17 protein-coding genes are annotated in these 24057 nt (G+C 61.4%); 8 read left to right on the forward strand and 9 right to left on the reverse strand.

The window, feature by feature from the left end:
- Nucleotides 1-38 precede the first annotated feature (38 nt).
- On the reverse strand, nt 39-2012 hold the full coding sequence (locus JFT44_RS11845; protein WP_057959470.1) for an alpha-1,4-glucan--maltose-1-phosphate maltosyltransferase: 1974 nt from the start codon (nt 2010-2012) through the stop codon (nt 39-41).
- A 501-nt stretch (nt 2013-2513) separates the two neighbouring features.
- Here JFT44_RS11845 and JFT44_RS11850 point away from each other — a divergent pair.
- Together JFT44_RS11850 and JFT44_RS11855 are read left to right on the forward strand one after the other, a co-directional pair.
- Complete coding sequence (locus JFT44_RS11850) at nt 2514-3650, forward strand: M10 family metallopeptidase C-terminal domain-containing protein (RefSeq protein WP_198830708.1); 1137 nt, start codon at nt 2514-2516, stop codon at nt 3648-3650.
- Nucleotides 3651-3971: 321 nt separating this feature from the next.
- Nucleotides 3972-4130 (forward strand): hypothetical protein, encoded by a 159-nt coding sequence (locus JFT44_RS11855; RefSeq protein ID WP_162947732.1) that lies wholly within the window; start codon nt 3972-3974, stop codon nt 4128-4130.
- A gap of 10 nt (nt 4131-4140) precedes the next feature.
- On the opposite strand, the gene JFT44_RS11860 is transcribed toward JFT44_RS11855, so the two are convergent.
- Nucleotides 4141-4635 (reverse strand): MgtC/SapB family protein, encoded by a 495-nt coding sequence (locus JFT44_RS11860; RefSeq protein WP_057444089.1) that lies wholly within the window; start codon nt 4633-4635, stop codon nt 4141-4143.
- A gap of 119 nt (nt 4636-4754) precedes the next feature.
- Between JFT44_RS11860 and JFT44_RS11865 the strand changes: the two genes are divergently transcribed.
- From JFT44_RS11865 to JFT44_RS11880, 4 genes are all read left to right on the forward strand, one after another.
- Nucleotides 4755-4994 carry a DUF3203 family protein gene (locus tag JFT44_RS11865; protein WP_057436618.1) on the forward strand — a complete coding sequence of 80 codons (240 nt, stop codon included), beginning with the start codon at nt 4755-4757 and terminating at the stop codon, nt 4992-4994.
- Nucleotides 4995-5189: 195 nt separating this feature from the next.
- Entirely contained in the window at nt 5190-6605 is a 1416-nt protein-coding gene (gene ccoG, locus JFT44_RS11870; protein ID WP_198830709.1) for a cytochrome c oxidase accessory protein CcoG, read from the forward strand.
- Between the two features lie 72 nt (nt 6606-6677).
- Nucleotides 6678-8087 carry a GntR family transcriptional regulator MpaR gene (gene mapR, locus JFT44_RS11875; RefSeq protein ID WP_057436622.1) on the forward strand — a complete coding sequence of 470 codons (1410 nt, stop codon included), beginning with the start codon at nt 6678-6680 and terminating at the stop codon, nt 8085-8087.
- Nucleotides 8088-8183: 96 nt separating this feature from the next.
- Nucleotides 8184-8645 carry a hypothetical protein gene (locus JFT44_RS11880; RefSeq protein ID WP_233093262.1) on the forward strand — a complete coding sequence of 154 codons (462 nt, stop codon included), beginning with the start codon at nt 8184-8186 and terminating at the stop codon, nt 8643-8645.
- Between the two features lie 18 nt (nt 8646-8663).
- Here JFT44_RS11880 and JFT44_RS11885 read toward each other — a convergent pair whose 3' ends face one another.
- The 7 genes from JFT44_RS11885 to tpx form a co-directional block, all read right to left on the reverse strand.
- Nucleotides 8664-9410 carry an SDR family oxidoreductase gene (locus tag JFT44_RS11885; protein WP_057959466.1) on the reverse strand — a complete coding sequence of 249 codons (747 nt, stop codon included), beginning with the start codon at nt 9408-9410 and terminating at the stop codon, nt 8664-8666.
- Nucleotides 9411-9497: 87 nt separating this feature from the next.
- Complete coding sequence (locus JFT44_RS11890; RefSeq protein ID WP_169989689.1) at nt 9498-11579, reverse strand: bifunctional diguanylate cyclase/phosphodiesterase; 2082 nt, start codon at nt 11577-11579, stop codon at nt 9498-9500.
- 241 nt (nt 11580-11820) lie between these two features.
- Nucleotides 11821-13272, reverse strand: coding sequence for an efflux transporter outer membrane subunit (locus JFT44_RS11895; RefSeq protein WP_198830710.1), 1452 nt, complete (start codon nt 13270-13272; stop codon nt 11821-11823).
- A complete protein-coding gene (locus JFT44_RS11900; protein ID WP_057959463.1) occupies nt 13269-16376 on the reverse strand; it encodes an efflux RND transporter permease subunit in 3108 nt (1035 codons plus the stop codon). The genes JFT44_RS11895 and JFT44_RS11900 overlap by 4 nt, the downstream gene beginning before the upstream one ends.
- Entirely contained in the window at nt 16373-19471 is a 3099-nt protein-coding gene (locus tag JFT44_RS11905) for an MdtB/MuxB family multidrug efflux RND transporter permease subunit (RefSeq protein WP_120733168.1), read from the reverse strand. Before JFT44_RS11905 ends, JFT44_RS11900 begins: the two co-directional genes overlap by 4 nt.
- The gene (locus JFT44_RS11910; RefSeq protein WP_120733170.1) at nt 19468-20772 is read right to left on the reverse strand and encodes an MdtA/MuxA family multidrug efflux RND transporter periplasmic adaptor subunit; all 1305 of its coding nucleotides are present in this window, start codon (nt 20770-20772) and stop codon (nt 19468-19470) included. The genes JFT44_RS11905 and JFT44_RS11910 overlap by 4 nt, the downstream gene beginning before the upstream one ends.
- A gap of 233 nt (nt 20773-21005) precedes the next feature.
- The gene (tpx, locus tag JFT44_RS11915; protein ID WP_057436626.1) at nt 21006-21506 is read right to left on the reverse strand and encodes a thiol peroxidase; all 501 of its coding nucleotides are present in this window, start codon (nt 21504-21506) and stop codon (nt 21006-21008) included.
- Between the two features lie 167 nt (nt 21507-21673).
- On the opposite strand from tpx, the gene JFT44_RS11920 reads away from it, so the two are divergent.
- Nucleotides 21674-22966: a glycosyltransferase gene (locus tag JFT44_RS11920; RefSeq protein ID WP_169989687.1), complete on the forward strand. Its 1293-nt coding sequence runs from the start codon at nt 21674-21676 to the stop codon at nt 22964-22966.
- A gap of 72 nt (nt 22967-23038) precedes the next feature.
- Nucleotides 23039-23944, forward strand: a complete 906-nt coding sequence (locus JFT44_RS11925; protein WP_057436628.1) for an AraC family transcriptional regulator — start codon at nt 23039-23041, stop codon at nt 23942-23944.
- Nucleotides 23945-24057: the final 113 nt, after the last annotated feature.

Consider the following 24057-nt stretch of genomic DNA (forward strand, 5'->3'; position numbering starts at 1 on the left):
GCGGGCTTGCCCGCTCCCACAGTTGATCTGCATCCGACTCAAGACTGGGTTACGCGCCAGATGCCAAATGGCATATGGGGCTCGATGCGCATCCATTGGATCTTGCCGTACCAGGTCCAGCGATGGCCGTTCATCAGGTCTTCGCCCTGCACCTGGGCGTCGTCCGGCAGGCCCATCTCCCACAACGGCAGCTCGAAATGCGCCTCCTGGGCGTTGAACGGGTCGAGGTTGACGGCGACCAGGATGAAGTTGCTGCCATCCTCGCTGCGCTTGCCGAAGTACAGGATGTGGTCGTTGAACGCGTTGTAGAGCGTCAGGCCCAAGTGTGTCTGCAGTGCCGGGTTTTGCCGGCGGATGCGGTTGAGTTGGGCAATCTCGGCAATGATGTTGCCGGGGGCACTGAAGTCCCGGGGGCGGATCTCGTACTTTTCCGAGTCCAGGTACTCTTCCTTGCCCGGCACCGGCGCGCTTTCACACAGCTCAAAACCCGAGTACATGCCCCATAGGCCCGAGCCCATGGTGGCCAGCGCGGCACGGATCAAAAAGCCGGGGCGCCCGGACTCATGCAGAAAGCCCGGGTTGATGTCCGGGGTGTTGACGAAAAAGTTCGGCCGGTAGCATTCACGCCAGGGCGACTGGTTCAACTGGGTGAAGTACTCACTCAATTCGGCCTTGGTGTTGCGCCAGGTGAAATAGGTGTAGCTCTGGGAATAACCGACCTTGCCCAGCCGCGCCATCATCGCCGGGGTGGTGAAGGCCTCGGCGAGGAAGATCACTTCGGGGTGCTGGGCCCGTACATCGCTGATCAACCATTGCCAGAACGGCAGCGGCTTGGTGTGAGGGTTGTCGACGCGGAAGGTCTTGACCCCCTCCTCGACCCAGCCCAGCACGACATCGCGCAACTCCAGCCACAGGCTGGGGATCGCATCGGTGGCATAGAAGTCGACGTTGACGATGTCCTGGTATTTCTTCGGCGGGTTTTCCGCATATTTGATCGTGCCGTCCGGGCGCCAGTTGAACCAGCCGGGATGCTGCTTGAGCCAGGGGTGGTCCTGGGAACATTGGATGGCAAAGTCCAGGGCGATCTCCAGGCCGTGCTCGGCGGCGGCGGCTACCAGGCGGCGGAAATCCTCGCGGGTGCCCAGCTGCGAATGGATGGCGTCATGGCCGCCCTCCTCGCTGCCGATGGCATACGGGCTGCCGGGATCCTCGGGGCCGGCGGTCAGTGAGTTGTTCTTGCCCTTGCGGTGACTACGGCCGATGGGGTGGATCGGCGGGAAGTACAGCACGTCAAAGCCCATGTCATGGATCATCGCCAGGCGCCCATGCACGTCATTGAAGGTGCCGTGGCGCGCCGCATCGTCGGTGATCGAGCGCGGAAACAGCTCGTACCAACTGGCAAACAGCGCCTGTGGCCGTTCCACATCCAGTGGATACACCGGGCTGATACTCAGGTAGGGGCGCAAATCGGCCTCGGCCATCAGCTGTGCACTGTGTTCGTGCAGAAACAACGCGACCTGCTCGGTTTCCAGCAGCCCGGACAATTGTTGATGCAATTGCTGCAAGTGCTCCTGCAGCTCACCTTCACTGCGTTCAGCGGCTTGCAAGACCTGCTGGCGACCTTCCTGCAGCTCCAGGCTGACGGGAACCCCGGCGGTGTGTTTCTTGCCCAGTTCGTAGCAGAAACTGGCGAAATGGTCGATCCACGCCTCGATGCAATATTGGTGCGGGCCCTGCAGGGTGACGTCGAAAGTGCCTTCCCAGGTGTTGTTGCCCTTGTCTGCCATGACCTCGCGATGCCAGTTGTCTTCACTCAGCGACCGCCAGCGAATCAACACGGCCAACTGGTCATGGCCGTCGGCGAACACCTTGCTGGTAACGTGGATGGATTGCCCTTGCACGGCCTTGACCGCGAATGCGCCGGCATCAATCACCGGCATCGTGTCTTCAATGGCGATCCTGGGCAGCAACAGTGCCTGGGACAGTGGTAATCCGGGTATTTCAGCCGTCATCGAGCATCTCCCCTTACGCCCCATGGACGCTCTTGTGCTTGATTGTCAGTGCTGCAGGCGGGCTCTTCCTGAGCCGGCCACATAAGGTCCGAGCCCGGTGGCTCGCGGAAAGTTCAGATGGATGTGCCGCCCGCCGGGCGGGAATCAATCGGTCGTGCCGATTGTCCCCGATACAACAAAGCACAAAGGAGGCCATACCGATGAGTATCCCGATCCCGCACGAACCCCAGAGCCCAATATAGACAAGCCACCACTGCCGCCCACTGAGCCAGTGCCGATTCCCGAGCAGGAGCCACCTGAAAACCAGCCACCACCGATGGAAGACCCACCGCAAACCGCGCCACCGGTCGTCGCCTGAAAAGCGTCGCTGCTTGCCCGCGATCGGGCAAGCATTAGAGATACGTCCTACCAAGCAGCCCGAAAGCACTGAAGTCGATCGCCTTCGCCCGAAGATAGGCTGACTTGCGCATGCATCACGTCAAACCCATGCGAGGGCTCATCATGTCAATTCAACCCGCTAATCATCAGCCGTACCGACCTATCACGTCGCTTCCTGAAAAAGTGCCACTTAATCATTCTCAAGAGATTCTGCGCTTGCTCAAGGCCGGCCCAAGTGCCCCCTCACGAACAAAAACGCCTGACAGACCGCGTCAGCAGCCAACGCCTACCTCACAGTTCAAAACCACGCGCCAGCCTGACGCAAAGCCTGCCGAGCGTGGCTATCCCTCCCGGCAGTCCGAGGCCGCCACTGCACAGGCCAAGCCTCGCCCACAAACGCCTGACGCAGGCTCTGTAATAGCCGACAAAGTTGGCAAGTTATTGAACCGCGACAGTGTCATACAAATGTTGCGCGAGCCGTTTTCCATGGAGACCAGGAGCCGTCTCAGCGAACTGCGCACGTTGTTGAGCCCGGCCAATATCCGCACGATGCAGAATGGCCCCAATGCCGCCGGAACGATCAGGCAACTCAACGAATTCAAGACATTCTTGAGCCAAACAAACCTCGAGCATCTGCAAGATACTGCGGCAGCCGTGGAGGTCCCTGGGTTGAGTAAGAATGAAATCAGATCACGCATGAACACCGGCGACCCCGAGGCGGATTTCAGGGCCAGCCAGGAAGTCGAGCAAGAGTTGCGTCTGGAGGAAGTGAATATCAAGCAGCGCAAGCGCGATAGCGCAGGCACCGCCAAGGCCCTTTCCGGCCTCGGCCAATCATTGAACGCACTCCCCCAGGACACGCCAACGGATGAGACACCGTCCCAGGCAAAGCCAACACCGGAGAATAACCCGCCGATACAGACAACCCAGACACCCCAGCCCTGGGACAATCCACCTGCCCAAGGCAGCAGCCAAACCTTCACCTTCGGCAATATTGGCGAATCGATCCTGGCAGCGCCGAGCGAAGTCATGAACTTTGCCCACGGCCGTGACAAGCTCGATGTCTCGGGAGTTCGTGCCCAACTGGGTAATAAACCCCTTAACCTGGTAGAGAACTTCTCAGGCGCCAGCGGTGAAATGCAGATTCACTACCTCCCGGGTACCCACACAAGCGTGGTGATGATCGCAGGCGATCCCGGGAAGCCACCGTTCGTGGTCAAGGTGTTTGGTGAAGTGACCTACAGCGATCTGGTGACCTGAGCAGGCGGCGGTGATTAAAGGGCCGCACAGGTGATTCGGTGATTTGACTGACCTGGATCAGCACGCCCTGCGTGCTGTTGATCCAGGCACCGGCCCCACGGCTTGCGGGGGCTGATGAGCGAAAGACCATGAGCTAATCCGGGTAGGACGCTCTAGTGCTTGATTGTCAGTGCTGCAGGCGGGCTCTTCCTGAACCGGCCACATAAGGTCCGAGCCCGATGGCCGGCGGAACGTTCAGAGGGGTGTGCCGCCACCGGGCGGGAATCAATCGGCCGTGGCGGTTGTCCACCGATTGAGCAAAACACAAACGAGGCCACCGCGATGAACATCCCGATTCCTGCTGAAACACCCGACCCGAATATTGATACACCGACCTTGCCGCCGACCGAGCCTGCGCCGATTCCCGAACAGGAACCGCCGGAAAGCGTGCCACCGGCAAAGGAAGAACCGCCTACGACTATGCCGCCAGTTATCGTGTAGGAGCCCGAAGCTAAGGCTTGTCTAGTAGTTTCACAATCCTTGGCATCACGCTGAACACCAGTAGCGCCAGCACGGTGCTCAGTACCGCAGTGGACTCCTTGCCCAACCCCGCCGCCACCCCGATGGCGGCGGTCATCCACAGGCCGGCTGCGGTGGTCAAGCCCTTGACGTGCTGGCCAGTGTCCTCCTCCTTGCCCTTGAGAATCGTCCCCGCGCCGAGGAAACCGATACCGGCGATCACCCCCTGCACCACCCGGCTCATGGCGTCTGCCTGGGAGCCGGACATCTGTGGCACCAGCACAAACAAGGCTGCGCCCATCGCCACCAGCATATGGGTGCGCACACCGGCGGCCTTGCCTTTCTGTTCGCGCTCAAAGCCCAGGATGCCACCCAGAATCGCGGCGATCAGCAGGCGTAGGGTGATTTGCGTCAGTTGCCGCGCATCGCCGATATCGGCGAATTCGCTTTGCAGGGTTTGCCAGACTTCTTGCCACCAGGCGTCCATGGTCCTGTCCTTTTCATGGGAGATAGAAGATGGACAGCAACGACCGCCAGTCAGTTGCGCCGAACCATTGGCCGGTGAGCGTCACCTAATGAACAGCACCGAACAACCAGGAGAAGACCATGCCCGTACGTATCGAAAACCAGACCTGCTATTTCAAGACCGACGACAACGGTGAAGAACAACGCTGCAGCGTTTTGGAGGTGACGGTGATTACCGACAGCGACAAATCCATGTCGGCGGTCGAGATCGACGGCCAACGGATCTACATCACCGAAGCCGAGGCCGACGCCTTGACCGTCGCAGGTGCCATTGACGGGCGCAAGCACCTCAAGGCCAGCACCGGTGATTCGGTGATTTGATTGACCTGGATCAGCATGCCTTGCGTGCTGTTGATCCAGGCACCGGCCCCGCGGCTTGCGGGGTGCTGCACATTGTCGCAGCGGCGCGCTAAAAACTCATCTGATCCGCTTTTTATGGTTTTACCTGAGTCTGTTATGCAAACAGATCGCGGCCCATAGTTCATCCGCCTGATGGAGGCTGATGAGCGAAAGACCATGAGCGATAGAATCCCCGTCCGATTAGTAGAAAATTTCGAGCCTGCACATCCAAAGAAGATGAAGGCCAAATCCAGCGACAACCTGATTCACACCCGCAGTTTCACCGGCCTGTTCCGGACCTTGCGCATAAACGGTGCAGGCTTTCTGTTCCTGGCGTTTTTTGGCACCGTGTGGCTGAACTGGGACTCACGCCAGGCGGTGTTGTGGGACCTGGCTGAAAGCAAGTTCCATATTTTTGGCGCAACCTTCTGGCCCCAGGATTTCATCCTGTTGTCGGCGCTGTTGATCATCTGTGCCTTCGGGCTGTTTGCCATTACGGTATTTGCCGGCCGCGTCTGGTGTGGCTACACCTGCCCGCAAAGCTCGTTTACCTGGCTGTTCATGTGGTGCGAGAAAGTCACCGAAGGTGAGCGAAACCAGCGGATCAAGCTGCAGGCCGCGCCCTGGAGCGTGAATAAACTGGCGCGTCGCGCCGCCAAACACACCCTGTGGCTGGCAATCAGTGTGCTGACCGGCTTGACCTTTGTCGGCTATTTCACCCCGATCCGGCCCCTGGCCGAGGAGCTGCTGACCTGGCAGATGGGCGGTGTCAGCCTATTCTGGGTGCTGTTCTTTACCGGCGCCACCTACATCAACGCCGGCTGGCTGCGGGAAGCGGTGTGCATGCATATGTGCCCGTATGCACGGTTCCAGAGCGTGATGTTCGACAAGGACACCCTGACCATTTCCTACGACGCCGCCCGTGGCGAAAGCCGTGGCCCGCGCAAACGCGATGTGAACCCGGCCGATGTGGGCCTGGGCGACTGCATCGACTGCCACTTGTGCGTGCAGGTCTGCCCCACCGGCATCGACATCCGCGATGGCCTGCAGATGGAGTGCATCGGCTGCGCCGCCTGCATCGACGCCTGCGATTCGATCATGGATAAAATGGGTTATGCCCGGGGCTTGATCAGTTACACCTCCGAACATCAGTTGCAGGGTGGCAAGACCCACCTGCTGCGGCCACGCCTGATCGGCTACAGTGCCGTGCTGCTGGTGATGATCGCCGCCCTGGTGATGGCACTGGTGCAACGGCCCATGGTCTCGCTGGACGTCACCAAGGACCGTGGCATGTTCCGGGAGAACAGCCAGGGGTTGATCGAGAACATTTACAGTTTGAAGATCATCAACAAGACCCAGCAACGCCAGGATTACCGCGTGCAACTGGTGGATGGTGAAGGCTTCCAGCTACAGGGCAAGACCGAGATCAGCCTGGCGCCCGGAGAGATCACGGATGTGCCGGTGTCTGTGGCGCTGACCCGTGACAAGCCGACCAGCAGCTCGCAAACCATCCGTTTCAAGGTAACGGATATCGACGAGCCAAGTGTTTATAGTGTCGCCGACAGCCGTTTTGTCGCGCCGCTGAACCGCTGACCCACGCAATCCCCTGTGGGAGCAGGCTAGCCCTCTCCCACATTTTGACCGCTGTAGAACATTAGGATCACGATGAAACGCTACGAGAAATTTGCCGACGACATCGCTGAACTGATCCGCTCCGGCGTCCTCGGGCCGGGCCAGCGGGTGCCGTCGGTGCGCTATGCCAGCCAGACCTATGGCGTCAGCCCCTCCACGGTGTTCCAGGCCTATTACCTGCTGGAGCGCCGCGGCCTGATCCGGGCGCGGCCGCGCTCCGGGTATTTCGTCAACACCCACGCGCCCAGCCCGTTTTCGGAGCCGGCAGTCAGCGCCCATGTTCACGAATCCACCGAGGTGGACGTCAGTGAGCTGGTGTTCTCGGTACTGGATTCGATCAAGGATCCGCAGACCGTGCCCTTCGGCTCGGCCTTCCCCAGCCCGACGCTGTTCCCCCTGCAACGCCTGGCCCGCTCCATGGCCAGCGCCAGCCGCGAAATGGACCCGCGCATGGTGGTCACGGACATGTCGCCGGGCAACCCGCAACTGCGTCGGCAAATCGCCCTGCGCTACATGGTCGGTGGCTTGATGCTGCCCATGGAAGAGCTGCTGATCACCAACGGTGCCCTGGAAGCGCTGAACCTGTGCCTGCAAGCGGTGACTGAGCCTGGCGATCTGGTGGCCATCGAGGCCCCGGCGTTTTATGCCTGCCTGCAAGTGTTGGAGCGCTTGAAGCTCAAGGCCGTGGAGATTCCGGTGCATCCGCGTGATGGCATTGACCTGAAGGTGCTGGCCCAGACCCTGGAGCGCTACCCGATCAAGGCCTGCTGGTGTATGACCAGCTTCCAGAACCCCATGGGTGCGACCATGCCCGAGGCCAAGAAGCAGGAGCTGGTCGAGTTGTTGCGCGGGCACCAGGTGCCGCTGATTGAAGACGATGTGTACGCCGAACTGTACTACGGCCAACAGGCGCCCAAGCCGGCCAAGGCCTTCGACACTGAAGGCCTGGTGATGCACTGCGGCTCCTTCGCCAAGAGCCTGGCCCCGGGCTATCGCGTGGGCTGGGTTGCGGCAGGCCGCTACGCGCAAAAGATTGAACGTCTGAAGCTGATGACCTCGCTCTGCGCCTCGATGCCGGCCCAGGCGGCCATTGCCGATTACCTGCAACACGGCGGCTACGACCGCCACCTGCGCAAATTGCGTTATGCCCTGGAAGAACAGCAAAGTGCCATGCTCGCGGCCATCGCCCGTTACTTTCCGGCGCAAACCCGGGTCAGTCAGCCCGCCGGCGGGTATTTCCTGTGGCTGGAGCTGCCGGAGCAGACCGACTCGCTGAAACTGTTCCAGATGGCCCTGGCCCAGGGCATCAGCATTGCACCGGGGCCGATCTTTTCGCCGACCCAGCGTTTTCGTAACTGTATCCGTCTGAATTACGGCAGCCCCTGGGATGAAACAGCGGAAAAGGCCATGGAGACGCTGGGGCGGATTGTGCGTTCGTTTTGAAAAACGCCTTGAAATAGATCAGCTCAACGGTGCCGTTGGACCGCGTGATTGCGCGGTTTAACATTCGCCTCTTTTCACTCAAAAAAGAGAGGTGCCATGAACAATGTCCTACCACCATTTTTTCATTTTCCATTGCCCATCCCACCCAACTACATGCGGGTCGCAGAACAGCGCGAAGTCCGCCAACTGACTGACCCCATGGGGCGCCCTGCAGGGGATCACCGTTCGGCGGAAAGGATTATCGAACAGAGTGCAGTGTTGAAGGACTACGTCGACGGTAACGATCGCTGGCAGTTGGACCGGGATCTCAAGCGGCATCTGGGCGACTGGACACAAGCCAATCCAGACCCGGACGCTCGCGCCAACGCCGCCTACGATCTGGATAAGGTGTTGCGCTTCATTGATAACCTGGACGAGTGCAAGCTCGACGGTAGTGAGGAGCGCAACGGCAAGATAGACGGGTTTTCCGAAAGGGGTGTGGTCATCCTGCACAACTCCGAGGCTGACCGCCTGGACCAGTTCGCCCGCAAAGGCTACTCGGTGCTGCCTACCTTTTGACGCGTTACGGCAGGCCTGCTAGCGGCCGCCCCCCAGGTCAATAAACGTCCCGGTGGCGTAGGACGCCTTGTCCGACAACAGCCAGACAATCGCTTCCGCCACTTCATCCGGGCGCCCGCCGCGGGCCATGGGAATGCCAGACTCAAGCTTGCTGACCCGATCCGGGTCGCCGCTCAGGGCATGGAACTCGGTGTAGATGTAGCCGGGGCGCACGGCATTGACACGAATCCCCTCGCCCGCCACTTCCTTGGACAGGCCAACGGTGAAGCTGTCCAGCGCGCCCTTGGACGCCGCATAGTCCACATACTCACCGGGCGCGCCAATGCGCGAGGCCACCGACGAGACGTTGACGATGCTGCCACCCTGCCCGCCATGTTTGGGCGACATACGCAGCAGCGCATGCTTGGCACACAGGATCGGCCCCAGCACGTTGGTCTTGAGGACTTTCAGGATACGGAATTCGGACATCTCATCGACCCGTGATTTATGCCCGACGGTCCCGGCATTGTTGACCAGCGCGGTGACGCGCCCCAGTTCGGTGTCGACGCGGTTGAACAGGCTGATCACTTCGTCTTCGATGCTGACATCGGCGCGCACCGCAATGGCCTGGGCACCGAGTGCGCGCACTTGCTCCAGTACCCGCAGAGCGGCGGCTTCATCGGACTGGAAATTGATGCAGATGCGATAGCCCTGTCGGGCCGCCAGCAAGGCTGTGGCGGCGCCGATCCCACGACTGCCACCGGTGATGATGACGACTTTGTCCATGCGTAGTGACTCCCCATTCAACCTGAGCTGTTGGATCCAAGAATACCTGCGCCTGCCAGGTTTTGCATGGACCGGGGTCAATTGATCTCACGGTGGGGTCAAGCGCTCCCTGGCCACGATGGCGCTCATAAAGGTATCCGCCGGCAGTGGGTGGCCCAGCAGGTAGCCTTGCAGCGAGTTACAGCCCAGGCGCGTGAGGAAATCCTGCTGCATGTCGGTCTCGACCCCCTCGGCAACGATGCGCAGGCCCAGGGCCTGGCCCAGGGCGACAATTGCCGAGACGATGGCGGCATCGTCGCTGTCGTGCTCCAGGTCGCGCACAAAGCCACGGTCGATTTTCAGCTCATTGGCCGGCAGGCGCTTGAGGTACATCAGACTGGAGTAGCCGGTGCCAAAGTCGTCAATGGACAAATCCACGCCCATTTCCGAGAGTTCCTGCAACACCCGCATGCTCGCATCGGCATCGCTCATAGCCGTGGTTTCGGTGATTTCCAGGGTCAGGCTATTGGCCGGCAACTGGTGGCGCTGCAGGGCGTTGGCCACACTGGTGACCAGCCCGGCATGGCAGAACTGCAGGGCCGACAGGTTCACCGCAATACGCCAGTCCCGGTACCCCTGGGCAAACCACACCTGCATTTGCCGGCATGCTTCGTTGAGCACCCAATCGCCGATGGCGATGATCACCCCGGTTTTTTCCGCCAACTCGATAAACTTGTCCGGCAGCAACAGGCCGTGTTGTGGGTGCTCCCAGCGCAACAGGGCTTCGGCACCGATGGCGCGACCGCTGAGGGCGTCGAACTTGGGCTGGTAGTACAGGCGCAACTGCTGCTGTTCAACCGCCTTGCGCAAATCCTGCAACAGTTGCAGTTGCTTGCGCGCATTGGTGTTCATTGACACATCAAAAAAGCTGTAGCCGTTCTTGCCCATGCTCTTGGCGTGATACATCGCCGCATCGGCATTCATCAACAGTTCCTGGGGCGTTGCGCCGTTACCGGGGAACAGGGCAATGCCGACACTGGCAGAGATGCTCAAGTCATGCTCGGCTACGCGGAACGATTGGTTGATCAATCCCACCTGGCGTTCGGCCAGACGCAGCGCATCGTCGGGCTGGCTCAACTGCACCAGCAACACGAACTCATCGCCGCCGATCCGCGCCAGGGTGTCCTGACCGCGCAGGTCTTCGCGCAGGCGCAGGCCCACCTCGCGCAGCAATTGGTCACCCAGATGATGGCCGAAGGCGTCATTGACCGGTTTAAAACCGTCGAGGTCGATAAACATCAGGGCAAAACACCCACCTTGCTCCGCCACCAACTGGGTGGCCTGCTGAATGCGATCGGCCAGCAGCGTACGGTTTGGCAGGCCGGTCAGCGTGTCGTGCAGGGCCAGGTGGGTGAGTTCCTGGTTGGCCAGGCTCAAGGAATCGGCCAACACAGCGGTGCGTGCTTCCAGGCGCGCATCGAGCAAGGAGGTCAATAGCGCGAAGGCCAGGATTGCCAGGGTGGTCACCAACACTAGATTGTCCAGGCCGGTGCCGCTCAGGCCATCCACCGACGCCCCGCAAAAACTGCCATCGGCAAAACGCGCCGCCGCCATGCCGGTGTAATGCATGCCGACGATGGCCACGCCCATCACCACCGCCGCAGCGCTCCGTGCCAGGCGTACATAGGGGGTGTTGCGCCGCAGTTTGAAGGCAATCCATAACGCGGCGGCCGAGGCCCCCACGGCAATCAGCAATGAGGCGATGAACAAGGTGGGGTCGTAGTCGATGCCCGGCATCATGCGCATGGCGGCCATGCCGGTGTAGTGCATGGTGCTGATCCCCGCCCCCATGATCAAGGCGCCAAACCCCAGTTGCCAGGCCGGCAGACGCGGTTGGTTGACCAGCCACAGGGCGAAGCCACTGGACAGGACGGCGATCAACAGCGACAGCGCCGTTATGCCGATGTCGTAGCCCAGGGCAATCGGCAGGCGAAACGCCAACATCCCGATAAAGTGCATCGACCACACGCCAATCCCCATGGCCAGGGCGCCGCCGGCCATCCACAGGTACACAGCCCGGCCCTTGGCGGTGGCAATCCGACCGGTCAGGTCCAGAGCGGTATAGGACGCCAGGATGGCCACAAACAGGGAGATCAGGACCAACGCGGGGGAATAACTGCCGGTAAGCATGTGACGTCTCATGGATGACGATGCGAACGGCGTCCGTGCCGGGGGAAAGTCGGGGATTGTAGCGAGAATAATTCTCGTACAGGTGGAATATTGTCACAAGGCCATTACTGAAAATGTATGGCCTGGGGAGGGGCGAAACTACAGTCGGTGGAAGCGGGCTTGCCCGCGATGGCGTCAGCAATAACCCCTGAGGGTTTATCAGCTGTTCATCCGTTATCGTTGACGACCATCGCCGACAGGGTCAGGGTTTTTCGTTTGGCTCCAACTGGCCATCCCAACCACCACCCAGCGCTGCAATCAGTTGCACGCTGGCCACCAGCCGGGTTTGCAGCAAGGTCAGCACGGTACGTTCGTTGCTCAACGCCGTCGCCTGGACGTTGACCACATCCAGGTAGGCAATCAGGCCGGCCTTGTACTGGTTCTGGGTCAGGCGCAGAGATTCCCGCGCGGACTCCAGGGCCTCGTTGCTCACGCCCGCCTCGTCTTCCAGAACCTTGAGCTGGACCATGTAGTTTTCCACCTCGCGGAAACCGTCGAGTACGGTCTGGCGGTACTTGGCCACGGTTTCGTCGTAGGACGCTTCGGCGCGGTCAACTTCTGCCGAGCGCTGCCCGCCGTCGAACAGGGTCATCGCCAGTTTCGGCCCCACCGACCAGAAGCGGTTGGGCAGGCTGATCCAGTCGGCATAGGTGCTGCTGGAGTAACCACCGGCCAGACTCAGGGTCAGGTCGGGGTAGTAGGCGGTTTTCGCCACGCCGATATTGGCGTTGGCGGCAATCACTGCGCGCTCCGCCGAGGCAATATCCGGGCGGCGTTCCAGCAGTTGCGATGGCAGGTTTGCAGGAATCTGCGGCAGTGCCGGTATGTCCTTGCTCACCGCCAGGTTGAACATGGCGGGAGGTTCGCCGATCAATACCGCGATGGCGTTTTCCAGTTGCGCCCGTTGCCAGATCAGGTCGATCAGGCTGGCCTGGGTACTCTTGAGCTGGGTCTGGGCCTGGGCGACAGCGTCCTTGCCTGAGACGCCGGCGCGGTACTGGTTCTGGGTCATTTGTAGCGAGCGCTGATAGGTCTCGACGGTGGTTTGCAGCAAGCGCGTCTGTTCGTCCATGACCCGCAATTGCAGGTAGTTCTGCACCAGTTCCGACTGCTGGCTCAGGCGCATGGCCGCCAGGTCGGCGGCGCTGGCTTGGGCGCTGGCGTCGCTGGCTTCCAGGCCTCGGCGTAATTTGCCCCAGATATCGGCTTCCCAGCTCACCCCCAACTGGGTGTTGAGGGTGTCGCGGATACCACTGCTGGAGCTGCTCAAGCTCGCATTACTGCTACCCGTGCCCTGGCTGGCGCGGGTTTTCCCGGCGCTCAGGTCGACGGTCGGAAAGAACGCGCCACGGGAGCTGCGTGCCGTGGCCTGGGCCTGGCGGTAGCGGGCTTCGGCCTGGGCCACGGTCTGGTTGGCGTTGTTGAGCTTGTCCACCAGGCTGTTGAGTTGCTGGTCGCCATACAGCTCCCACCAGGCGCCACGGGCCAGGGCATCGCTGGGGGCGGCCTGGCGCCAGCCCTGGGCTTCTTTGTACTGCGTCGGCTCGGCAACTTGCGGGCGCTGGTAATCGGGGCCGATGGCGCAGGCGCTGAGGAACACGGCGCAAAACATCACCGTCAGTGCAGGGGCCCGGAAAACAATTGATTCGGTCATAGCGGAGTGTCCAGGGCAGCGTCGGTACGCACCCCGCGCCAGCCGTTGAAACGGTGGCGCAGGCGGTCGAGATAGAGGTAAACCACCGGGGTGGTGTAAAGGGTCAGGATCTGGCTGAAGACCAGCCCGCCGATAATGGTCAGGCCCAGGGGCTGGCGCATTTCCGCGCCTTCGGCGGTGCTCAGCAGCAACGGCAAGGCCCCGAGGATCGCCGCCAGGGTGGTCATCAGGATCGGCCGCAAGCGCAGCAAACAAGCACTGCGTATGGATTCCAGGGGCTGCATGCCTTCCTTGCGCTCCAGCTGCAGGGCCAGGTCGATCATCAGGATCGCGTTTTTCTTCACCACGCCAATCAGCAGGAACAGACCCAGTAGCGAGATCAGGCTGAACTCGCCGCCCAGCACGTAGATCGACAACAGCGCGCCGACCCCGGCCGAGGGCAGGGTCGAGAGGATGGTCAGCGGGTGAATGTAGCTTTCATAGAGAATCCCCAGCACCAGGTACACCGCGACCAATGCGCCGAGGATCATGAAGGGCTGGCTTTTCTGGGTGGCGGCGAAGGCATCGGCGGTGCCGGCCATCTTGGCGATCACGTCTTCCGGCAAGCCGACCTTGGCAATCGCCCGCTCGATGGCGGCCGTGCCCTGCTCCACCGTGACCCCGGGCGCCATGTCGAAGGCAATGTCTTCGGAGGCAAACTGCCCTTCGTGGCTGACGCGGTCGTCGGCCAGGCTGTTTTCGTAGTGGGCAATGGTCGACAGCGGAATTCGCGCGCCGTCAGCGGTAATCACCTGCACCTGATTGAGGGTGATCGGGTCCTGGGCGTATTTCGGATTGACCTCCATCACCACCCGGTACTGGTTGAGGCTGTCATAAATGGTGGAAATCTGCCGCTGGCTGTAGGCGTTGTTCAGCACCGAGGTAACCATGTTCATGTCCACGCCCAGGCGCTTGGCCTGATCGCGATCAACAATCAGCGTCACCTGTTGCGCACCCCGCCCTTCGCGGGCGTCGATGGCGGTTAGTTCCGGCAACTCGCGCAGCGCGGCGACCACTTTCGGGTACCACAGGCGCAAGGCCGCCAGGTCGCCACTTTGCAGGATGTAGGAATATTGCGAAGACGTCTGGTCGCGGCCACCACCAAATTGCAGGTCCTGGTCGGCCATCAGCATCAAGCGGCCACCGGGTACCAGGGGCACGTTCTTGCGCAAGCGCTCGATCACCGCCTGGGCCGACAGCTGGCGTTCCTTGATCGGCTTGAGGCGCACCAGCATCACCGCGTTGTTGGTGCCGTTGCTGCCACCGATAAAACCCGCCACGCTTTCCACTGCCGGGTCTTGCAACACGGCTTTGCGGAAGATCTCCATCTTCGGCTGCATGACGCTGAATGACAGGCCGTCATCGCCGCGCACAAAACCGATCAATTGCCCGGTGTCCTGTTGCGGCATAAAGGTTTTGGGCACCACCACATACAGCGCGATATTCACCCCGATGGTCACGAACAGGCTGAGCAGGGTCAGCCGCTTGTGCCGCAGCACCCAGTCCAGACTACGGGCGTAACCCGCGACCATATGGTCGTTGACCTTCTGGCTCCAGCGCTGCAAACCGGTCTCCTGCCCTTTGACATGGGGCTTGAGCCAGCGCGCGCAGAGCATCGGGGTCAGGGTCAGCGAAACCACCAGCGACACAATGATCGCCGCCGCCAGGGTGATGGAAAATTCACGGAACAGGCTGGTGACAATCCCGCCCATAAACAGGATCGACAGGAACACCGCCACCAGCGACACGTTCATCGACAGCAGGGTAAAACCGACCTCCTTGGCCCCCAGGTACGCTGCCTTCATTGGCGCGATACCGTTGTCGATATGCCGGGAAATGTTCTCCAGCACCACGATGGCATCGTCCACCACCAGGCCGGTGGCGAGGATCAGGGCCATCAGCGACAGGTTGTTCAGGGAAAATCCATAGAGGTACATGATCGCAAAAGTGCCCACCAGCGACACCGGCACCGCCAGGGTCGGGATCAGCGAGGCGCGGAAGTTGCCGAGGAACAGGTACACCACCAGGATCACCAGGGCCACGGCAATCAGCAGGGTCATTTCTGCCTCATGCAGGGTGGCGGTGATCACCGGCGAACGGTCCATGGCCAGGTTGAGCTTGACGCTGGACGGCAACACCGCCTGCAACGCCGGCAACTGGGCCTTGATCTGCTTGACGGTCTCGATGATGTTGGCGCCGGACTGGCGGTTGATCACCAGCAACACCGCTGCATCATTGTTGAAAAAACCGCTGTTGTAGCGGTCTTCGACGCCATCGCTGATCTTCGCCACATCGCTCAGGCGCAAGGCGGCACCGTCCTGGTAGCGGATCAGCAGCGGCTCATAATCCTTGGCCTTTTCCAGCTGGTCATTGGCCTGGATCTGCCAGTTGCGCTCGCCATCTTCCACCGAGCCCTTGGGCCGGCGCACGTTGGCATTGGCAATGGTGTCGCGCACCTCATCCAGGGACACGCCGTACTGGTCGAGGGCCTTGGGCTCCAGCTCGATGCGCACCGCCGGCAGGGAGCTGCCGCCGATCTGCACCTCGCCCACACCCGGTACCTGGGACAGGCTTTGCGAGAGGATGGTGGACGCCAGGTCGTAGAGCTGGCCCTTGGGCAACACGTCCGAGGTCAGCGACAGCACCATGATCGGCGCCTGGGACGGGTTGATCTTCCTGTAGGTGGGCATGCTGCGCATGCCGCTGGGCAACAGGTTGCGCGAGGCGTTGATTGCCGCCTGCACTTCCCGCGCCGCGCCGTTGATATCACGGTCGGAGTCAAACGCCAGAATCACCCGGGTCGAGCCCTGGCTGGACGAACTGCTGAGGGTGGTGACCCCGGCAATCGCGCCAAAGGACCGTTCCAGCGGCGTGGCCACGGTAGACGCCATCACTTCCGGGCTCGCGCCAGGCAGGCTGGCAGAGACCACAATCACCGGGAAGTCGATCTGCGGCAACGGCGACACTGGCAGCAGGCTGAAACTGACGCCACCCAGCAACATGATCGCCAGGCTCAGCAGCATGGTGGCTACCGGCCGGCGGATAAAAGGTCCGGACAGGTTCATGGCTCAACCGGCTCCAGCGCTTCGGACTTGCGCCAGCGACGGCCAAGGCGGTCGAAGTACAGATAGATCACCGGCGTGGTAAACAGCGTGAGGATCTGGCTCAACAGCAAGCCACCGACCATCACCAGGCCCAGGGGTTGGCGCAACTCTGCGCCGGAGCCGGTGGCCAGCATCAAGGGCACCGCACCGAACAGCGCCGCCAGGGTGGTCATCAGGATCGGCCTGAAACGCAACAACGCCGCCTGGTAGATTGCGGTCTGCGGGTCCAGGCCCTGGTTGCGTTCGGCGTCGAGGGCGAAGTCAATCATCATGATCGCGTTCTTCTTCACGATGCCGATCAGCAGGATGATGCCGATGATCGCGATCATCCCCAGGTCATTGCCCGTGAGCAGCAACGCCAGCAAGGCCCCCACCGCTGCCGATGGCAAGGTCGAGAGGATGGTGATCGGGTGGATATAGCTCTCGTACAGCACGCCCAGCACGATATACATGGTCACCACTGCCGCCAGGATCAGCAGCAACGTACTCGACAGCGAGGCTTCGAACGCCTGGGCGGCGCCCTGGAACTGGGTCTGCACGCCGACCGGCATGCCAATGTCCTTCTGCACCTGGTTGATCAGCTCCACACCCTTGCCCAGGGCCACGCCGGGGGCCAGGTTGAATGACATCATTACTGCGGGGAACTGGCCGATATGGGTAATCGCCAACTGCGCCTGGCGCTGCTCGATGCGGGCCAGGCTGGACAGGCGCACCTGGCCGCCATCGGTGGTTTTCACATGGATCTGGTTCAGCGCGTCCGGCCCCAGGCTTTCGCCGGACTGGGCCTGCAGCACCACGCGGTACTGGCTGGCCTGGGTGTAGATCGTGGAAATCTGCCGCTGGCCGAAGGCGTCGTACAGGGCGTCGGTGATATTGGCTACCGACACGCCCAGGCGCGAGGCCGCGTCGCGGTCGATCACCATGTACACCTGCAAGCCTTTGTCCTGCAGGTCGCTGGCCACATCGGTGAGTTCCGGGTACTGGCTCAGGGCCTGTACCAGCTTGCCGCTCCACAGGGCCAGCAGGTCGGCATCCGGGGAGGACATGCTGAATTGGTACTGGGTGCGGCTGACACGGTCTTCGATGGTCAGGTCCTGCACCGGCTGCATAAACAGACGGATCCCCACCAGTTTGTCCAGTGTCGGTTGCAGGCGTGCAATCACCTCGACGGCGCTCAAGTCCCGCTCTTTATGGGGCTTGAGGTTGATCAGCAGGCGGCCGCTATTGAGGGTGGCGTTATCGCCATCGACGCCAATGTAGGAAGAAAGACTTTCCACTGCGGGATCTTCGAGGATGATCTTCGCCAGCTCCTGCTGGCGCTGGCTCATGGCCGCAAAGGATATCGACTGGGGTGCCTCGGAAATGCCCTGGATCACCCCGGTGTCCTGCACCGGGAAGAAGCCCTTGGGCACCACCAGGTACAACACCACCGTCAGGCCCAGGGTGGCAATGGCCACCAACAGGGTCAGCGGCTGATGCTTGAGCACCCATTGCAGCTTGCGCCCGTAGGCGGCAACCAGCCAGTCGATCCACGCGCCACTGGCCTTGTAGAAACGCCCTTGTTCTGCTTCCTTGGGTTCGCGTTTGAGCAGGCGTGCGCACATCATCGGCGTCAGGGTCAGGGACACCACCAGGGAAATCAGGATCGCCACCGCCAGGGTGATGGCAAATTCGCGGAACAGCCGCCCGACCACATCGGCCATGAACAGCAGCGGGATCAAGACCGCGATCAGCGACAGGGTCAGGGAAACCAGGGTGAAGCCGATCTGCTTGGCGCCCTTGAGCGCGGCCGCCATCGGCGTCTCGCCTTCCTCGATATAGCGGGAAATGTTCTCCAGCATCACGATGGCATCGTCCACCACAAACCCAGTGGCGATGGTCAGGGCCATCAGCGTCAGGTTATTGATGGAGAAGCCAGCCAGGTACATCACGCCAAAGGTGCCGATCAGCGACAACGGCACGGCAATCGACGGGATGATGGTGGCGCTGAAACGGCGCAGGAACAGGAACGTCACCATTACCACCAACGCAATGGCGATCAGCAGTTCATGCTGCACATCGGTGACCGAGGCGCGGATGGTCTGGGTGCGGTCGGTGAGTACCGTCACGTCGAGACCGGCTGGCAGGTTGTCGGTGATGCTCGGCAGCAGCGCCTTGATCCGGTCCACCACCTCGATCACGTTGGCGCCCGGCTGGCGCTGGATATTGAGCAATACGGCCTGGTTTTCATTGGCCCAGGCGGCTAGGCGTTCGTTTTCTGCGCCATCGACGATTTGCGCGACGTCTTTGAGGCGCAGCGGTGCACCGTTGCTGTAGGCCAGGATCAGTTCGGCGTACTGCTCGGGCGATACCAACTGGTCGTTGGCATCGAGCATCGACACCCGTGTCGGGCCGTCGAAGTTGCCCTTGGGCTGGTTGACGTTGGAGGCGGCGATCAGGCTGCGTACGTCGGCCAGGTTCAAGCCATTGGCCGCCAGGGCCTCGGGGTTGACCTTGATCCGCACGGCCTGGCGCTGGCCGCCGGCGATGCTGACCATGCCCACGCCGCTGATCTGCGCGATCTTTTGCGCCATGCGCGTATCGACCAGGTCATTGAGCTTGGGCAACAGCATGGTCTTGGAGGTGACGGCCAGGGTCAGTACCGGGGTATCGGCCGGGTTGACCTTGTTGTACACCGGCGGCGCCGGCAGGTCCGAGGGCAACAGGTTGCTGGCCGCGTTGATCGCCGCCTGCACCTGTTGCTCGGCCACGTCCATATTGACGTCGAGGTTGAAGCGCAGGGTCAGGACCGAGGCCCCGCCGGAACTGGTGGAGGCCATCTGCGTCAGGCCCGGCATTTGCCCGAACTGGCGTTCCAGGGGCGCGGTGACCGCGCTGGTCATCACGTCCGGGCTGGCGCCGGGGTACAGGGTCATGACGCGGATGGTCGGGTAATCCACCTGGGGCAAGGCCGACACCGGCATCAAGCGATAGGCGATCAGGCCGGCCAGGACAATGGCCAGCATGCTCAGGGTGGTGGCGACGGGCCTGAGGATAAACAGCCGTGACAGGTTCATGCGCCGGCCTTTTGCGCCTTGCCGGCTTCAGCCGTCGGGCTGCCTTCGCCTTGTGCCGCGGGTTTGCCCTGCAAGTGTTCGGTCGGGCCGGTGGGCACCTGGTTGCTGTCGTTGACCACTTCCACATCGGTGCCATCTTTCAGGCGATCGGTGCCTTCCAGTACCACGCGGTCGCCGGCGGCCAGGCCTTCCTTGACCACGGTGTTCTGGCCATCGGTCTCACCAATCACCAGGGTGCGAATCTTGACCTTCTTGTCACCGTCCAGGGCGTAGACAAAGGTGCCATTGGTGCCGAACTGGATCGCGGCCGAAGGTACCAGCACCACGTTTTTCAGGGTGTCGGCCAGCAGCCGCACGTTGACGAACTGGTTGGGGAACAGCACCTGGTCGTGGTTATCGAAGCGCGCCTTGAATTTCAGGGTGCCGGTGGTGACGTCGATCTGGTTGTCCAGGCTTTGCAGCACACCGGTGGCTTGCAGTTGCAGGTCGCCACGGTCCCAGGCCTGCACCGGCAGCTTGTTGCCACCGCGATAGCGGGCCAGTACGGTTTGCAGGGTGTTTTCCGGCAAGGTGAACGCCACGCTGATTGGCTGGGTCTGGGTGATGATCGCCAGGGCGGTGGTGTCATTAGCCGCCACCAGGTTACCGACGTCCAACTGGCGCAAGCCAACGCGCCCGGAAATCGGCGCACGGATCTTGGTGAACTCAAGGTTGAGCTTGGCGTCATCCACCGCCCCCTGGTTGGTCTTGACCGTGCCCTGGTATTGCAGGACCAGCGCGGCAGCGGTGTCCAGGGTCTGCTTGGCGATGCTGTCCTGTTCGTAGAGGCCGCGATAACGCTCAAGGTCAACCTGGGCGTTTTTCAATTGCGCCTGGTTTTGCATCAGCGTGCCCTGGGCCTGGAGCAAGGCATTCTGATAACTGCGCGGGTCGATTTCCGCCAGCAGGTCGCCGGCCTTGACCATCTGCCCCTCTTCAAAGGCGATCTTGACCAGCTCCCCCCCGACCCGGCTGCGCACATTGATGGTGTTCAAGGCCGTCACCGTCCCCAGTGCCTTGTAGTACACCGGGAAATCCCCTGCGACCGCGGGTGCGACACGTACCGGCACCGCCGCACCCGAGCCGCCGAAGCCGGGACGCATCATCCCGGTCTTGCTGGTCCTGGCTGCCGGGGCCTCCTTCTGGGCGGTGCCGGTCGGCCAGAATTTCCAGCACAGGAAGGCAACAACCAACAGGACGAGCAAGCCAAACAGCCAGCGGCGGGAACTACGGGGGGACGATTGCATGGATTGATCAACCATTGGAGGCGAGGGCTTCTACTGTGGGAGGCTGAAAGATAAGCACTGGGGCGCGTTTAGAAAAGCGCCTTTACCGGCTATTTACCTTCAGGCTTACAAACATTTACTTTTCGTGGGGCAACATCAGCTATTTGGCCTAAACCGCTGAAGCACAAATAAAAACGGCCTGGACTAGGCCAGGCCGCAAGCATGCATCATACGTGTTACTGCAAAGCGACAGTAACGCGCTGCCGCAATTACTTCAGTACAGCCAGGGCCGCTTCGTAGTTTGGCTCTTCGGCGATTTCGCCAACCAGCTCGCTGTGCAGCACCTTGTCGTTTTCGTCCAGTACCACCACGGCGCGGGCGGTCAGGCCCTTGAGGGCGCCGTCGGCAATGGATACACCGTAGTCAACGGCAAAATCGGCGCTGCGGAAGTCCGACAGGCTCTTCACGTTTTCCAGGCCTTCGGCGCCGCAGAAACGCGCCTGGGCAAATGGCAGGTCGGTGGAGATGCACAGTACAACGGTGTTGTTCAGCTCGTTGGCCTGGGCATTGAACTTGCGTACCGACGTGGCGCAGGTCGGGGTGTCAACGCTTGGGAAGATGTTCAGTACTTTGCGCTTGCCGGCGAAAGTCGCCAGGGTGACGTCCGACAGATCGCCTGCGGTCAGGGAAAAGTCGAGGGCCTGGCTACCGATTTGCGGCAACTGGCCTTCAACCTGGACCGGGTTGCCTTTGAGGGTGACTTGAGCCATGAACGGAATCCTTATGCTGGGTTAGACGAAACGAATTCGAGAGGCGGAAGTTAACCACAAAGTGCGAATGACACCTATGGCCGAACACAAAATGTCATGACTGCGCCCGCGCCGGGCTGCTGTGGTTTAATTGCGCCGCGTTTGCCTGCCCTTGAAGGAATTCACCGTTGAAAAGTCAGCCTGCCACCCACGTCCTGGTTATCGGTTACGTCTGGCCGGAGCCCCGCTCCTCGGCCGCCGGCGGGCATATGATGCAGATCCTGGAAAGTTTTCTGGCGCAAGGCTGGGCCATCACCTTCAGCAGCCCGGCCGCTATCGGTGAACACAAGGCTGACCTGGCGGCACTGGGTATCCGCGAATGCGCCATCGAGCTCAATAACTGCAGTTTCGACGACTTTATCCGTGAACTGGCCCCGGATATCGTGTTGTTCGATCGCTTTATGATGGAGGAGCAGTTCGGCTGGCGGGTGGAGAAGCATTGCCCGGATGCCCTGCGCGTCCTGGAAACCTCGGACTTGCAAAGCCTGCGCGATGCCCGCCAGCAGCGCCTGAAAGACTACCTGAAGCAGCAGCCACACGCGGATGACTTCAGCCCCGTGTTCGCCCCGGCCCTGGACGAAGAGTTCCAGAGGATGGCCGATACCGACCTGGCCAAGCGCGAGATCGCGGCGATCTACCGCTGTGATATCAGCCTGATGATTTCCGATGTGGAGATCCAACTGCTCACCGAACAGTTCAAGGTGCCCGCCGCCCTGCTCCACTGGTGCCCGTTGATGATCGACGCCCCCAGCGAGGGGTTTATCCCCTATGAGGACCGCGCGCATTTCCTGAGCATCGGTAACTTCCGCCACGCCCCCAACTGGGATGCGGTGCTCTGGATGAAAAACAGCCTCTGGCCGTTGATTCGCCAGCAGCTCCCCGGCGCCCAGTTGCACATCTATGGTGCCTACACCCCCCCCAAGGCCACCGCGCTGCACAATCCGGCCCAGGGTTTTCATGTGATGAACTGGGCCGAGGACGCCCTGCAAGTGATGTCGGCTGCGCGCATCTGCCTGGGCCCGTTGCGCTTCGGTGCCGGGATCAAGGGCAAGCTGGCCGATGGCATGCTCTGCGGCACCCCGAGCATTACCACCCCCATCGGCGCCGAAGGCATGACCGACGGGCAGCCCTGGCCCGGGACGGTCGCCCAGAGCGCCACGGCCCTGGCCGCCGCCGCCGTGGCGCTATACGAAGATCGGCAAGCCTGGACCGAGGCCCAGGCCAATGGCCGTGCGCTGCTGGCCCGTCGCTTTGCCCCGCAGGTCCACGGGCCCGCACTGGTTGAACGCCTGCAACATTGCCTGGGCGAACTGGCGCAGCACCGGCGCAACAACTTTACCGGCAGCATGTTGCGCCACCACCTGCATAAAAGTACCCAGTACATGGCGCAGTGGATCGAGGCAAAAAACCGCGCTCTTTAAACACCGACGCTGGCGAGGTGGCGCGCAACGGGGCATTATCGGCTGCGCAACCACAATAAAAGCGACGCCAGCATGAGCCGAGCAACGCGCATCACCGACCCTTCCTACGAGTTGATGGACGATCACAACGGCCTGTCCATCATCTATCGCCAGCATGGCTTCCCCTGCCCGCTGGTGCGCTGGCACTTCCACAAGGAGTACGAGTTGCACCTGATTGTCGCCAGCTCCGGCAAGGTGTTTATCGGCGACTATATCGGCAACTTCCACCCGCAAAGCCTGTTCCTTACCGGCCCCAACTTGCCCCACAACTGGATCAGCCAGGTGGAGGAAGACGAAGTGGTGCCCAAGCGCGACATGTTGGTGAATTTCACCGATGAGTTGCTGGAAGGCGGCAGCCAGGTCTTCACTGAACTCAAGAGCCTCTCGCCGCTGTTGGAGCGGGCACAATACGGCATTGAGTTCCGCTGCCAAAAGACCATCGCCCAGGCGTTGACCTTGATGCAGCGCATCGAAGACACCCATGGGATGGCGCGGCTGGGGCATTTTTTTGTGCTGCTGGAGGCGCTCTGTGCCTGCGAGGACTACCAAGTGCTGTCGGGAGGAGCCACCGCGCAGTTGGCCGATGAGCACAGCATCGACAGGACCAACCGTGCGGTGGACTACATTTTTGCCCATTACGCGCGGGAATTGTCCCTGGAAGAAGTCGCACACTACCTGGGGATGAAACCCACCTACTTTTCCCGGGTGTTCAAGCAAGCCACCGGCCGCACCTTCATCGAGTTCGTCAATCGCCTGCGGATCAGCAAGTCCTGCGAACTGCTGGCCGATGGCGATAAGGCCGTGACCGATGTGTGCTTCGAGTCGGGCTTCAACAACATCTCCAATTTCAACCGGCGCTTCCAGCAGCTCAAAGGCATGACGCCGTCGCATTACCGACGCCTGGCGGTACAGCGCCTGACCGAGCAGAACCTGGCCTGAGCGGCTGAGAACGCTTCATTCACAACCGCCCGTCGCCACTGTCAATTTTGACAGTTACCTGCACGACCACCTTGGGTGTGTGATGTCTTTGTCCAGTTTTCCTGCACAAGGAG

The sequence above is a fragment of the Pseudomonas sp. MF5691 genome (assembly GCF_016405645.1).
In the GTDB taxonomy this organism is placed as follows: domain Bacteria; phylum Pseudomonadota; class Gammaproteobacteria; order Pseudomonadales; family Pseudomonadaceae; genus Aquipseudomonas; species Aquipseudomonas shahriarae.

Bases quoted from the DNA above. Each gene is read 5' to 3' on its own strand.
- JFT44_RS11895 (WP_198830710.1), bottom strand. From the start codon at position 13,272: ATGACCGAATCAATTGTTTTCCGGGCCCCTGCACTGACGGTGATGTTT.
- JFT44_RS11860 (WP_057444089.1), bottom strand. From the start codon at position 4,635: ATGGACGCCTGGTGGCAAGAAGTCTGGCAAACCCTGCAAAGCGAATTC.
- JFT44_RS11885 (WP_057959466.1), bottom strand. From the start codon at position 9,410: ATGGACAAAGTCGTCATCATCACCGGTGGCAGTCGTGGGATCGGCGCC.
- JFT44_RS11855 (WP_162947732.1), top strand. From the start codon at position 3,972: ATGAACATCCCGATTCCTGCTGAAACACCCGACCCGAATATTGATACA.
- JFT44_RS11890 (WP_169989689.1), bottom strand. From the start codon at position 11,579: ATGCTTACCGGCAGTTATTCCCCCGCGTTGGTCCTGATCTCCCTGTTT.
- JFT44_RS11880 (WP_233093262.1), top strand. From the start codon at position 8,184: ATGAACAATGTCCTACCACCATTTTTTCATTTTCCATTGCCCATCCCA.
- JFT44_RS11845 (WP_057959470.1), bottom strand. From the start codon at position 2,012: ATGACGGCTGAAATACCCGGATTACCACTGTCCCAGGCACTGTTGCTG.
- mapR (WP_057436622.1), top strand. From the start codon at position 6,678: ATGAAACGCTACGAGAAATTTGCCGACGACATCGCTGAACTGATCCGC.
- JFT44_RS11910 (WP_120733170.1), bottom strand. From the start codon at position 20,772: ATGGTTGATCAATCCATGCAATCGTCCCCCCGTAGTTCCCGCCGCTGG.
- JFT44_RS11865 (WP_057436618.1), top strand. From the start codon at position 4,755: ATGCCCGTACGTATCGAAAACCAGACCTGCTATTTCAAGACCGACGAC.
- JFT44_RS11925 (WP_057436628.1), top strand. From the start codon at position 23,039: ATGAGCCGAGCAACGCGCATCACCGACCCTTCCTACGAGTTGATGGAC.
- JFT44_RS11905 (WP_120733168.1), bottom strand. From the start codon at position 19,471: ATGAACCTGTCACGGCTGTTTATCCTCAGGCCCGTCGCCACCACCCTG.
- ccoG (WP_198830709.1), top strand. From the start codon at position 5,190: ATGAGCGATAGAATCCCCGTCCGATTAGTAGAAAATTTCGAGCCTGCA.
- JFT44_RS11850 (WP_198830708.1), top strand. From the start codon at position 2,514: ATGTCAATTCAACCCGCTAATCATCAGCCGTACCGACCTATCACGTCG.
- tpx (WP_057436626.1), bottom strand. From the start codon at position 21,506: ATGGCTCAAGTCACCCTCAAAGGCAACCCGGTCCAGGTTGAAGGCCAG.
- JFT44_RS11900 (WP_057959463.1), bottom strand. From the start codon at position 16,376: ATGAACCTGTCCGGACCTTTTATCCGCCGGCCGGTAGCCACCATGCTG.